This window comes from Ancylomarina sp., assembly GCF_041555295.1.
GTDB lineage: Bacteria > Bacteroidota > Bacteroidia > Bacteroidales > Marinifilaceae > Ancylomarina.
Genome location: NZ_JBFFKR010000089.1, coordinates 1 through 12,462 on the forward strand (window position 1 = coordinate 1; position 12,462 = coordinate 12,462).

The 12,462-nt window shown below is 35.0% G+C and carries 12 protein-coding genes; 3 read left to right on the forward strand and 9 right to left on the reverse strand.

Translation table 11 applies throughout. The features are described from left to right. Positions 1-37 precede the first annotated feature (37 nt). From ABY905_RS08310 to nrfD, 3 genes are all read left to right on the forward strand, one after another. Positions 38-2,275, forward strand: a complete 2,238-nt coding sequence (locus tag ABY905_RS08310; protein ID WP_372642454.1) for a molybdopterin-dependent oxidoreductase — start codon at positions 38-40, stop codon at positions 2,273-2,275. Further along, entirely contained in the window at positions 2,272-2,805 is a 534-nt protein-coding gene (locus ABY905_RS08315; protein ID WP_372642456.1) for a 4Fe-4S dicluster domain-containing protein, read from the forward strand. Before ABY905_RS08310 ends, ABY905_RS08315 begins: the two co-directional genes overlap by 4 nt. 73 nt (positions 2,806-2,878) lie before the next feature. After that, positions 2,879-3,820 (forward strand): NrfD/PsrC family molybdoenzyme membrane anchor subunit, encoded by a 942-nt coding sequence (gene nrfD, locus ABY905_RS08320; RefSeq protein WP_372642458.1) that lies wholly within the window; start codon positions 2,879-2,881, stop codon positions 3,818-3,820. A 223-nt stretch (positions 3,821-4,043) separates the two neighbouring features. On the opposite strand, the gene ABY905_RS08325 is transcribed toward nrfD, so the two are convergent. From ABY905_RS08325 to ABY905_RS08365, 9 genes are all read right to left on the reverse strand, one after another. Further along, on the reverse strand, positions 4,044-4,283 hold the full coding sequence (locus tag ABY905_RS08325; RefSeq protein ID WP_372642460.1) for a hypothetical protein: 240 nt from the start codon (positions 4,281-4,283) through the stop codon (positions 4,044-4,046). 84 nt (positions 4,284-4,367) lie between these two features. Then, entirely contained in the window at positions 4,368-4,532 is a 165-nt protein-coding gene (locus ABY905_RS08330; RefSeq protein WP_372642461.1) for a hypothetical protein, read from the reverse strand. Positions 4,533-4,635: 103 nt separating this feature from the next. Next, positions 4,636-5,061 (reverse strand): hypothetical protein, encoded by a 426-nt coding sequence (locus ABY905_RS08335; protein ID WP_372642463.1) that lies wholly within the window; start codon positions 5,059-5,061, stop codon positions 4,636-4,638. A gap of 2 nt (positions 5,062-5,063) precedes the next feature. Then, positions 5,064-5,300 (reverse strand): hypothetical protein, encoded by a 237-nt coding sequence (locus ABY905_RS08340; RefSeq protein WP_372642465.1) that lies wholly within the window; start codon positions 5,298-5,300, stop codon positions 5,064-5,066. 230 nt (positions 5,301-5,530) lie between these two features. Further along, positions 5,531-6,424, reverse strand: coding sequence for a hypothetical protein (locus ABY905_RS08345; protein ID WP_372642467.1), 894 nt, complete (start codon positions 6,422-6,424; stop codon positions 5,531-5,533). A 218-nt stretch (positions 6,425-6,642) separates the two neighbouring features. Then, positions 6,643-8,979 carry a hypothetical protein gene (locus ABY905_RS08350; protein WP_372642469.1) on the reverse strand — a complete coding sequence of 779 codons (2,337 nt, stop codon included), beginning with the start codon at positions 8,977-8,979 and terminating at the stop codon, positions 6,643-6,645. A gap of 222 nt (positions 8,980-9,201) precedes the next feature. Next, a complete protein-coding gene (locus ABY905_RS08355; protein WP_372642471.1) occupies positions 9,202-9,795 on the reverse strand; it encodes a hypothetical protein in 594 nt (197 codons plus the stop codon). A gap of 195 nt (positions 9,796-9,990) precedes the next feature. After that, complete coding sequence (locus tag ABY905_RS08360) at positions 9,991-10,737, reverse strand: hypothetical protein (protein ID WP_372642473.1); 747 nt, start codon at positions 10,735-10,737, stop codon at positions 9,991-9,993. A 208-nt stretch (positions 10,738-10,945) separates the two neighbouring features. After that, complete coding sequence (locus ABY905_RS08365) at positions 10,946-12,175, reverse strand: hypothetical protein (protein ID WP_372642475.1); 1,230 nt, start codon at positions 12,173-12,175, stop codon at positions 10,946-10,948. Positions 12,176-12,462: the final 287 nt, after the last annotated feature.

Below are 12,462 nucleotides of genomic sequence, written 5' to 3' on the forward strand. Positions count from 1 at the left end.
CCCGAGGATAACAGATTGAAATAAAAATATCGATCTGATGAGCAAGTCAAGAAGAGATTTTATAAAGATATCCGCATTGGGATTCGGGGGCTTGGTTTTAGCAAATCCAATTCTGAACGCCATGATTGGGCAAGTGCAAGCTGGCGAGCCCTTGGATGCGTCCCAATTTAAACGGGTGCCTACCTATTGTGAGGTGTGTTTCTGGAAATGTGCTGGTTGGGTACATAAAGATGAAAAAGGTGAACTTTGGAAAATAGAAGGTAATGAAGATGATCCGCATTGCAAGGGACGATTCTGTCCTAGAGGTACAGGTGGTCTTGGCATGTACAATGATGAAGATCGATTGAAATCGCCATTGATGCGAGTAGAAGTTGATGGCAAACAAACCTTTAAGGAAGTCAGCTGGGATAAGGCATTCCGATTTATTGCGGATAAGATGAACCAGATTTCCGAAGAACACGGCCCCGAGAGTATGGCCTTATTCAAGCATGGTTCTGGTGGTGCACACTTTGGTAAACTATTCAAAGCATTCGGATCCAGAAATATTACGGCTCCCTCCTATGCCCAGTGTCGCGGTCCTCGCGAGGTTGGTTTTCATGCGACTTTTGGTGCCAACATCAACTCCCCGGAACCTGTCGATTTAGAAAACACCAAATGTCTGGTACTAATTGGTAACCATATTGGTGAGAACATGCACAACTCTCATGTGCAGGAAATGTCTAAAGCCATTGATAAAGGCTTAAAGATTATTACGGTTGATCCTCGATTGTCAACTGCTGCCAGTAAATCGAAACATTGGCTACCCATTAAACCTGCAACCGATATTGCTCTATTATTAGCTTGGATGCATGTTTTAATTACAGAAAAATTATACGATAAAGCATATATCGATCAGTATGCATATGGTTTCGAAGATCTTGAAGCGCATGTTGCTGACAAAACCCCTGAGTGGGCTGAAGAAATTACAACAATCAAGGCCGATGTAATTAGAGAAACGGCCAGAGAGATGGCATTTAATGCTCCAGCAACGCTTATTCATCCTGGTCGTCATGTGACCTGGTATGGTGACGATACGCAACGCCTACGTGCCATGGCTATGCTAAATGCATTACTCGGTAGCTGGGGAAGAAAAGGTGGCTTTTATTTCCCTGAGAAAGCAAAAGTCCCTTCATTCCCCCATCCTGCTTTCCCATCGGTTTCGTGGACATGGAAAGACTATCTCGACGGGAAATATGCTTTAGCAGGTTCATCAATCGCCAATGTATTTGTAGACGCAACGCATCCGGACAATACAACGGATAAGAAAATCAAAGGCTGGTTCGTCGTGGGTACAAACCTGATATCTACCATCCCTGGCACCAAACGTACTTTGGAGGCTATTGATAACCTCGACCTATTTGTTGTGGTGGATACCATGCCTATGGAAATTACAGGTTATGCCGATATCATTCTTCCTGAGTGTACTTATTTAGAGCGTTACGATGATATTCGTGTTTCGCCTAATCGCGAACCCAACATAGCTGTAAGAATGCCAGCTGCCGAACCTAAATACTTAACGAAGCCGTCGGATTGGATCGTTCGTAAGTTGGCCGAGAAATTAAAATTGAGTTCTTATTTCAACTATAAGAGCTATTCTGAAGTTTTAGATTGGCAGTTGAAACAAATGGGGCATTCATTGTCCGAAATGCAAGAGAAAGGTGTTATTAAATTCGATCGCAAGCACGAGAATCTTTATCTTGAAGAGGGTGAAGAATATGAATTCGGAACCCCTACAGGAATGATTGAACTCTATTCTACAGATTTAGAAATGGAAGGATTTGATCCCCTGCCAAATTACACCCCTCATCCTGAACCACCAGCAGGTTTCTTCAGGCTCAACTATGGTCGTGCACCGATGCACACTTTTGGCCGTACGGCTAACAATCCAAACCTGAATGAGCTGATGAGCGAAAATAAGCTTTGGGTAAATCCTAAAATTGCCATGGACGCTGGTCTTGTTAATGATCAGGAAGTCTGGCTTGAAAACCAGGATGGCATCAAATCAGAATTTCCTATCAAAGTAAGAGTTACCGAACGTATTGGCATGGATAACGTCTACATGGTTCATGGCTTTGGAAAATCGAATAAAAAACTACAGCGTTCGAACGGACGTGGCATTAGCGATTCTCAACTCGTAACCAACGTAATGATCGACCCTGTAATGGGTGGAACAGGCATGCGTGGAAATTTTGTAAAGTTTGTAACTAACCAGCCAGAAAGGGAGGAGATCTCATGAGATATGCAATGCTAATTGATACGAAAAAATGTGTAGGGTGCAGCGATTGTGTTGTGGCCTGCCAAAATGAAAACCGCGTACCTATAGGTTATTGCCGCGACTGGGTAATTGAACATGCCAAGGGGACTTTCCCTAATGTAAGCATCGAATTACGCTCAGAACGATGTAACCATTGTGAGAACTCACCCTGTGTGCGTTGCTGCCCTACCGGAGCCAGTCATTACGAAGAGGGTGGACTGGTTATGGTTGATAGAAGTGCCTGTATTGGTTGTGGTGCCTGTGTGCAATCCTGTCCATACAATGCTCGTTACTCTCATCCCGATGGATTTGTAGATAAATGTAGTTTCTGTAATCATCGCCTAAAGGAAGGTAAGAACCCTTCATGTGTATCGGTTTGCCCAACTAGCTGTATGTATTTTGGCGATATAGATGATGAACAATCTCAGGTAAGTCAACTTCTTAAAAACCGAACCTGGAAAGTTCTTGCTCCTGAGGTTGGTACAAAACCACAGGTCTATTACTTAAGCTAAACATTTTGAGACTATCATATTTGTAGATTTTCACAATCCTTGAGCTTTAACTTAAGGCATAAAAAATATTCTTATGAATGAAGAAATTTTAATTAGTGGAAGAATGAACCCCCATATAGACCCAACATTGGGCATTTGGGGTTGGGAAATTCCTCTTTACTTATTTTTAGGAGGATTAGCTGCAGGAATTCTATTCTTTGCTTCCCTTTATACCCTATTGGGAAGAGAGAAAGAATTGCCTACTGCCGTAAGAAAAGCGACATTCCTGGTCCCCATTATTTTAATCGTAGGCTTAGGTGTTCTATTTCTAGACTTGAAAAACAAGCTCTATTTCTGGCAACTATATACCACACTCCGTATAGAGTCGCCAATGTCATGGGGTGCCTGGACACTCATGCTCATCACACCACTCTCTATGGCTTGGTGCTTGAGTTATTGGCGCGATCTGATTCCTAACTGGACTTGGCAGGTTAAATACCTCGAATGGATAGAAGAATTTGTACAAAAGTACCGTAAAGCCTTCGCTTGGGTGATGATTATTTCATCTGTCATTTTAGGGATCTATACAGGAATCTTGCTTTCAGCATTCAATGCTCGTCCTCTTTGGAACACCTCCATTTTAGGCCCATTGTTTCTTGTTTCGGGTTTATCAACGGGTGCAGCAACCATCATGTGGCTATCCAAAGAAAAAATGGAACGTACCCTATTCAGCAAAATCGACTTGCTTTTAATTGGTATCGAAGTCTTCTTTATCATCCATCTCTTTATGGGATTTATGGCAAGTAATGCCGCTCAAATAGAAGCAGCACAACTCTTCCTTGGTGGCGCTTATACCCTTCCGTTCTGGGGAGGTGTTGTTCTACTTGGTCTCGTTACACCAGCCATTCTCGAAGTTATGGAACTGCGTGGCAAACACATTCCTGTTGCTTTACCCGCTTTGTTAATCCTATTTGGAGGTTTGGTCTTCCGATTCATCATGGTTGATGCAGGGCAAATCAGTCAGTACTTATATTAGTGGTTTAGGTAATCAGATTTATAAATAGAGTCTGATGTAATCGCAGAAAACCGTCCAATGGATTAACATCCAATGTGACGGTTTTTTTTAACCACCTCCCCCTCTCCCTAAAATTCGGGATCGGGTACTCCTCCTTAAAAAAGGAGGAGAAAGTTTCCTCTATTTTATTTCCACTCCTTTTCAAGGAGAAGTGGATTGCGAAGCAAGACAGATGCTTACTCTTTTAATAAAATGTGATAAACATTAAAATACATACCAGTACAGCAACAACAATAAAGAGTACAGTCAACTTCCTTTGTTCTGCTCGCGATTTCTCTCTGATATCTTTTTTTATCCGCTCCAATTCCTCTTTGGGGACTTTTTTAAAATGTAGAGCTTCAGCATGGTTTTTAGAATGAACATCACCATTATTCGATCTAAACTTTTGTTTATTCGATGGCCTGTTAGCACGATTTTGTCTCATACTTACTATCATATTCAATAAACTACCCGATCCGCCCATACTGCTTGTATTCTTTAACTATCCAATAAATCCTTCTTTAATTTACTATTCCTTATCCAACTCTTTTAACAACCTATCAATTTTAGCTTCGAGCCTTGAGTTTGTTGCACCAACAATATAGATAATACTCACAATATTTACCAAAGGAATACAGGCTAATACTGTCCATAAGACAACATTCTTTCCCCCCCCGCTGCCGCACGATTGCATCGTGTGGCTTTTAATACTTCATAAAGGAACGCGATGTTACCGAAACGACGTGGAGATCAGCGAAGCTAATCGCGCACCAGCAGGACTTCTCCATATTCTTCACTCAATGCTTATTTTTTATTCTTTTCAATCTATTTATCAAGATACTTAGGCCATAGGCAATAAACAGATAGGGTGTAAACATCACGTATCCGAACATGGCTTTTAAAGGCCATCCTATTCCAAGCGAAGAACTTTCAAGGCTTTTAACCCTTTCCTTATTTTCATGAGCGACATGCCCATACCGTTCCACATCAGACCAGGCATCATGATCAAAACCATAGTGCGATAAGAGAATCATTTGCGATTTAGCTGCCCACCAGGCAATAACAAACATTAAGATTCCCAAGAACAATAAACTAAAAAGGATATAGCTCAAGAAATAAGCTTTATTGCCTACTCTTAGTCTTAAGGCCTTTAATAATGGAAAAGGGAAGGCAATTAACAGCCCAAGCTGTAAAAATTTCGATAGTGTAATCAGCGTTTCCAAACTTATTCTTCTTTATCTATTTCTTTTAACAAGCGATCAATTTTAGCTTCGAGTCTTGAGTTTGTTGCACCAACAATATAGATAATACTCACAATATTTACCAAAGGAACACAGGCTAGCACTGTCCATAAGACAACATTCTTTCCCTTTTCTTTTGCAAGCTTAAAAACAGGAATAACAATTACTAGAAATATTAAAATCATTGGCAAAAAAGCTGCCGCTGGATGTACTTGATTCATTATCTTATACTTTATTGATTATTATAATTTCGCCTATTTATTTTATTGGCTCTACGCTGACGCACGATTTTACCAACAAAAAGACTAGTGCGAAGGAATACCTATTGAAACTTATTATTTTTATTACTTACCACACGATATAATCGTGCGGCAGCGGGGGGTAGTTCAACATGAACTCATCGCTGGGTCGTGCCGACCGCTCATAGTTCTATTTATTACGTGCTGGCAGTTTATATTATAGTTTGAACAAAATCAGTAATCGCAGGTATTTTATCATACAAACCCCTAGCTGCAACGGAAGCACTAACAGAACCTAACCAGCCCATAACTTTAGATTTAAGATTTCCTTTGTCTGCAGAGTTCTCAGCAACAATTGATTTTAATTCTTTGATCTGATCCGGTTCTACACCAAATGATTCAAGTTGTTCAATATCTTCCGCTGAAATTGTAATTGTATTTCCAGATTGCTCCACGTTTTGTCCAGCAGCAATATTCATTGGGTTATTACTTCCGTAAATATTATTTGTAATTATGTTTTTCACTTTATCATCATTCTCTTTTGTCATAACATATTCATTTATAAGATTTGGGAACTCATTTTCTAAATCCATTAACGTATCTAGTAGATTTTGCTTAGTTAACTCAACAATCTCTTGATATTGAGCTTTCCCAACCTCTCTAGACCCACTGCGAATAACTCCTCCTTGACCTTCTACTTGAGATTGATACAACTCAGCTAATATTTCAACTTGATGTGGCGACGTTTTTATATATCCTTTAGCATCTTTAAAGATGTTCATTTGCTCTTCTACAATAGAAATTGGCTCAGTGACTATATGGAAATTAATTGTATTTAGAATTTCTTCTTCTGTATTATCTGGCATAATAACAGGAAATCTTTGTGATCTCCCGAAAGGAAATTCGGCATTCAAATATATTGGACACCATATCTTCCTATATTTTGGTAGAAGTGAATCATTAAAATCATACCCTTCTAGCTCTTTCTTAAGCCATTTTTTGAAATTCTTATTTTTGATTTTATTCTCGACAATTTTTGCTCTTGTCAATGCTTGTGACAATTTGATCCTATCAAAAGCGATATCTTCAATTAATTGTTTTATCATTTTGTTTTTTTTTAATGCTTGTGCCCAACGGGCTTGCTATGTGTTTTGCGGGTCATAGTAGCATTTCACTTTCAAATCCGCACTTAGCCAAATCTTTTATTTACCTTAAATTCAAATCTGCTTCAAATCAAAGATTTGGCGGTGTTGCAACGAAGAACTGCGGTTGATTTACCCACTGAACACGCATTACATATAGCTTTTGTTAGCAACAGGTTTTTCTAGTCCAATTTATCAAATAATCTAGTTTTCATACTACCTGCTAATACTGAATATGGATAATTTGTTGAATCTAAATTGTATCCAATAAGCAAGTATCCTTTTACATTTTCCTCTTCTTCAATAAGACACACAATATCATTTATCACCCCGTCTCTGGTTTCTCTATCCGTATCTTTATATGGATAGCCAACAAGTATGTATTTTCTTCTTTCTGGTCCAAAATGCATGAACAGATAATTGTGTTTTTTTTCACATTCATCATTAATGACCATACCCTTTAATTGTTTTAATTTTTTTTCATATTCAATTTGATCTTCTTTTGGCTGATTCAGTAAAATAAATGAGGAAACTAGCCAATTTTTAGAACTCGACTCGATTTTCCTTAAAAGGTCAGACCAATATTCTGTTTTTTGTAAAGTTGGTTTCTTGACTTTAACCTTTCTATGTTTTCCAATAAAATAAGGGTCTAGTTCTTTTGATTTTAAAGTTAAATTTATGTGAAAATTCTCATCAAACTCGGTTTCCCCTATATTAAAACCATTATCTAAATAGAAACCGAATAAATCCATTTCATCACCTTGGAAATTAACATGAGCTTCAAATTCCCTTCTACGTGATAGATAATGTATCTTTTCAGCTTGTGTTGTCAAAATTTCAAAAATGATTTCTAAATCGGTATAGCTTATTGATGGTGCAAGTTCACTTAGTTTATGAGATATAATTTTTGCCGATATAAGTTTCTTTAGATTACAGCCAATAGAACCTAAATTTGAAAGAGTTACCCCTAATGGTACGTAAAATCTAATTTTTGAGCTATCAATATTATTTACCGTCCCTGATGTTGTTTTAAGTTTATGAAGCTCAGGATTCTCTTTTAAGAAATTCTGAAAACGAATTGCTTGCTCGGAAGGATCTACAACTAATTCTTTCATAGTTTTAAAAAGCCGTTCAGGAGCACCTCGTTTGGCAGGAGGTGATACTGTTCCAGATTTACACTCGATAATAATTGCAAACTCTTCAATTAGTACTATTAAATCATTCTCATATAATTTATCATCATCTTTCCGTTTCCATAAGCTACCCTTAAATACCTGTGCTTTTGGGAAAGATTTTCTCATTAAGTTTTCGACCTTCTCTTCCAAATATTTGCCTTTAACTAAAAGATACTGCTTCTTTAATTTTGCATTTTGTGATATTAATAATTCAAGAATATCTAATGACTTATGACTAAACATATGCGGTATTACAGAGTAGTATTTTTCTTCATCTATCTTAATAAACGGTTTTAAATGAACAGGGTTATCTAAAAATATATAATCCTTGTTTTTCACTGATAATTCACCTATACGGTAACTTAGTTTATCTAAAATGTCTGAAATCTCGATTTCTGACATTTTATTTGATAAATGATTAAACACTTCTGTAATGCTGTGAGAATAAACATCAGACAAAAAATAATCTGAATGTGCTAAAAACATAGCCTTAAGATTTTTTACATTTTTGCCTACAAGAGACCAAATTTCTTCTCTTTGAGCTGTATTTGTTTTATCGACATGAGGGAATGCTTCTTCATATTTCGTAAAAACATCATTATGTTTTTTCTGAATTGCAAAATCACGTGTCTTTTTAAGGTGATTATTTAATTTATACTCACTTAATTCTATTACTCCCGATAATAAATCTAATAGATGACTTGGAATAAAACCAATACAATCTTTAAACCCTGTTTCAACAAGATTTGCTAATTCTAAGGTGATTTCATCCATTTGGTGAACATACGCCCAGTTTCTAACTGCTAACGTATGTACCATCATTTCTGTTCTAAGTACTATCGCGCTTATATCCTCCTGACTTGTAGACTTGTTCGCTAATTTAAAATAACTTGCAGCCTGAGATTTATTTAGATTTTTAATAGTTGATTCAAAGCTTGTTATTTTTTCATTTAGTGGTTTTGCTGAGATAACTTTCTCAGTCATCAATGCAACACATTGTAATATCTCTAAATAAAAGGGAGGAAAATCAAGATAACCGTCTATTGCTTCTCTATCAATTCCTTCTTCTTGCTTTCCAAAATAATAAGCACTAAATGAGCAAAGATACAATGAGTCGTACTCCTTAAAATAACCGATTAGATTTGCATATTCTTTTTCATATTCTTCCTTTGATTTATTGCCAATTTCAAGAATTATTTCTAATCGCTTTTCAAAGGGGATATCTTCAGGGTAAGGGTTTTCAAATCGCACGAATTCCTGTTTTACAGCTTCATATGGTTTGTAAACCTTCTTTTTAATCTTCGTACTTTTCTTCTTTTTTTTCCTTTTCCTACTAACAGGCATTTCAGGTTTTTTTTATGTATTGGTGGTTTCCTAAACTTGTTACTAACGGTCTTGCTAAGTTTTGTGGGCGATTAAAACTGTTGTCTTATCAAACCGCCAAATAAGCAAGCCGCATAAATTTGCTTATATTTTTGAACAATCCAATTAAATTGGCTTGCTGGTGTTTATTAATTGAACTAAACTTTCGAACTGCTCATCAACGCCCATGAAATTTAGCTTTTGTTAACTGCTGGTATTTTTACTGTCACTAATAAATATTAAAAATCCAAAAATATATCCAATCCCATAAACCGAATATGCAATATTTATATATTCAAATGGCTGTTGTCCTAAATTATAAATCCATGCCTTGAAGAGTATATTAGCGAATGAGAATAGAAAAACAATTATATGTCCAATTAACATTGATGATGCAAATCTTTTAATTTTCAATAAACTCAGGTCTTTGTTTTTAATAATCATAATTGCCCAAATAATAAATACAATCATCAGGGCAAAAACTATTGCGGATCTAATTATTTCTGGGTAATTAAAACCTAAAAATTGGACAATATCTGTTATGAATTTAATTATTGCCAGTCCTAACATAATAGCTACTGGATTAATAAGTTTAGGTATTTTAATATCCCGAACTTGTAAAAACAATGCTAAATAAAATCCTATTAATGCTAATGGAAATACAAAAGATGAGTGTGATAACAGATATTTGTCAAACCAATACTCCTTAAATCCTAGTGGAATTAATGGTCCAATTATAAAATAGTTTGCTGCTAAGATAATTGTACTTATCAATCCTAAAATTTTATACTGTCTCATGTTTACGGTTTGGTTATACTTGCAGTTAACGGTCTTGCTAAGTTTCGTGGGCAATTTCAAAGAGAAATCTTATCAAAACGCAAATAAGCAAGCCGAATGAATTTGTTTATATTTTGAGCAAACCAATTTTAATTGGCTTGCTGGTGTTTCTTAATTGTACTAAACTTCCAAACTACTTTTAAGCGCCCATGAAATTTAGCTTTTGTTAGGGTTAGTTATTCTCCCTTCAATCCAATCGAGATATATTAAATCTGTTAGCCCAATTTTAAAGTCCTTTGTTACATTTTGATTAGGCAGCAGGTAAAGATTTAGATTCAATAATATTTCAAGCCCAAACTTCTTGCTTTTAGAATCAGAAATCACACAATATTCGAATGTTTCATTCTCTTTAGTTGCAATAGGTTTAGATAGTTTTACTATGAATGATTCGTTTACTTTATCTAAAATAACTTGATCAATGATTGTTCCTTCAAAATTTTCAATCGTGAATTCATTATTCTCTCTAAATCTAGTTAGTCTAAAGTGTTTCCCTTTAAATGAACTCAGTCTTAGAACTTGATAAAAAGCTAAATATAGAATTGGAATAAAGTTAAGTTCTAACTTGTACCCCAAATTATTAATATTAAAAGATTGTCCGATTTTAATATGAAGCAATTGCTTTGAAATAAAGATTGCATTCCAATACTTTACTCCATCAGCGGCTATTAGAAGTTCCGAGAATTCTACAAATTGGATAATAATCCAAAAGAGAATGAAATACTTGAAGAAATTCTTTTTCTGGAAATACAATATTGCTCCAATTAATCCAATAATTGAAGTCAAGATGCTAAGACCTAAACTAAAAGTACTATAGTTGTAATCGACTAAAAGCAAGTCAAGCAATCCAAGTGTTGAGATACATATTATTATCCAAATGAAAATACGTCCTGTAACTTTCTTCATAGTTTTGTTTCTAATTAACCCTAACGGTCTTGCTAAGTTTTCGTGGGCAATTTAAAGAACCATTCTTTCAAACCGAACGAAAGCAAGCCGCGTAAATTTGTTTATATTTTTAAGCAAACCAATTTTAGTAGCTTGCTGGTATTTCTTATTTGAACTAACTCTCGTGCAATTCCCACCGCCCATGAAATTTAGCTTTTGTTGTGTTTAGTTAATTTTTTTTCCAATATTCATACAGATATATTTTTTCTGATATTGGTTCATTATTCTTAATATTAATGATTCGAGTTTTTGTAAGAAGCTGTTTCTTATATGTATATTCAATTCTTTTTAGAGGTCCGGAACCATAATGATCAATTGCATAAGTGAGAAATCCGTTTCTATCATAATTCCATTGCTTCTTCATCGATTTCTTGCCATCCTCTTGACGATATTCTTCTATCTTTTTTCCAGTTGAGTTATAATTCGTAATAAAACTAAACTTCTCCTTACCATTTTTATCAATTACCATTTGTTTAATTTCATTACCCAGAGAATCATATGTGAATATTCTTTTTTGAACACCTCCATTAAAATCACTTTCATATGTTGATTTTGTGTTACCATCATAAATGAATGTATAAATTTTAACTCGATCATCTTTAAAATGGTGATGTGTTCGAGAGATTTCTCTCATTAAACTGTCATATTTCCATGTAATCTCAGTCTTAAGAAAATTATTCTTATAAATCTTTTGTCGAGCTTTATTTCCATTCAAATCATAATCATAAGTTGTTGTACTACTATATTTTGAGGTAATATGCTTTTTCTCAGTTTGTAAATTATTCTTGTTGTATTTGTATTTAATGGTATCAGCCTTTCCATTATTATCTGATCTAATTTCCTTTATTAAGTTACCAAGTGAATCATGAGAATAATTTGTCATACCATCTTTTACTATATTTCCATTTAGATCGTATTGTGTTATATTAACTTGCTCACCTTTAGTCATTAACTTCCCCCGATTATAAGTAAACAAGTATTCATTTTTCACTTTTACTTTATTTAGCGAAGTATCTGCTGATTTTGTCTGTAATTGTATAATATCATCATAATTAATTTTATCCGTTTTTATATCTTTTACAATGGCGTGGGTAATAAAAGGTAAACGCGGGTAATATTTTGAAACAAAAAATAAAATAAGAATCGTTATAGGGTAGATAATCCATTTTCCTTTTCTTAATCCTTTTATTACCAATAGAAGTAGTGAGAGTAATATTACAAATTTCAATATAGCTATGAAATAGAAATGATACTTTATGGTATCAGGCAAAAGTGGATTTGAAAAATAGAATTTTCCTTGCGTCAAATTAAATGTATGTAAAACAATATCTAAGATTAGATAAACGATAACTATTATTCCAATTATCTTAATTGCTTTATTTCGTTTATTCTTTTTCACGATGCTGATAATTAATTGAACACAACGGTCTTGCTAAGTTTCGTGGGCGATTTCAAAGAATAATCTTATCAATGCGCCAAATAAGCAAGCCAAATTAATTTGTTTATATTCTGAACAAACCAATTTAGTTGGCTTGCTGGTGTTTATTAATTGAACTAAACTTTCGAACTGCTCATCAGTGCCCATGAAATTTAGCTTTTGTTAGCAACTGCCTTATTCTTATTTTTGTTGAAAGTTTTTCTCAAATTCAATTATCGAATCTAGTTTCCTAAATGGTCTAATCATCC

What these genes read in the sequence shown, in the direction of transcription:
- ABY905_RS08310 (WP_372642454.1), top strand. Translation starts at nt 38, where the DNA reads ATGAGCAAGTCAAGAAGAGATTTTATAAAGATATCCGCATTGGGATTC.
- ABY905_RS08315 (WP_372642456.1), top strand. Translation starts at nt 2,272, where the DNA reads ATGAGATATGCAATGCTAATTGATACGAAAAAATGTGTAGGGTGCAGC.
- nrfD (WP_372642458.1), top strand. Translation starts at nt 2,879, where the DNA reads ATGAATGAAGAAATTTTAATTAGTGGAAGAATGAACCCCCATATAGAC.
- ABY905_RS08325 (WP_372642460.1), bottom strand. Translation starts at nt 4,283, where the DNA reads ATGAGACAAAATCGTGCTAACAGGCCATCGAATAAACAAAAGTTTAGA.
- ABY905_RS08330 (WP_372642461.1), bottom strand. Translation starts at nt 4,532, where the DNA reads ATGCAATCGTGCGGCAGCGGGGGGGGAAAGAATGTTGTCTTATGGACA.
- ABY905_RS08340 (WP_372642465.1), bottom strand. Translation starts at nt 5,300, where the DNA reads ATGAATCAAGTACATCCAGCGGCAGCTTTTTTGCCAATGATTTTAATA.
- ABY905_RS08345 (WP_372642467.1), bottom strand. Translation starts at nt 6,424, where the DNA reads ATGATAAAACAATTAATTGAAGATATCGCTTTTGATAGGATCAAATTG.
- ABY905_RS08350 (WP_372642469.1), bottom strand. Translation starts at nt 8,979, where the DNA reads ATGCCTGTTAGTAGGAAAAGGAAAAAAAAGAAGAAAAGTACGAAGATT.
- ABY905_RS08355 (WP_372642471.1), bottom strand. Translation starts at nt 9,795, where the DNA reads ATGAGACAGTATAAAATTTTAGGATTGATAAGTACAATTATCTTAGCA.
- ABY905_RS08360 (WP_372642473.1), bottom strand. Translation starts at nt 10,737, where the DNA reads ATGAAGAAAGTTACAGGACGTATTTTCATTTGGATAATAATATGTATC.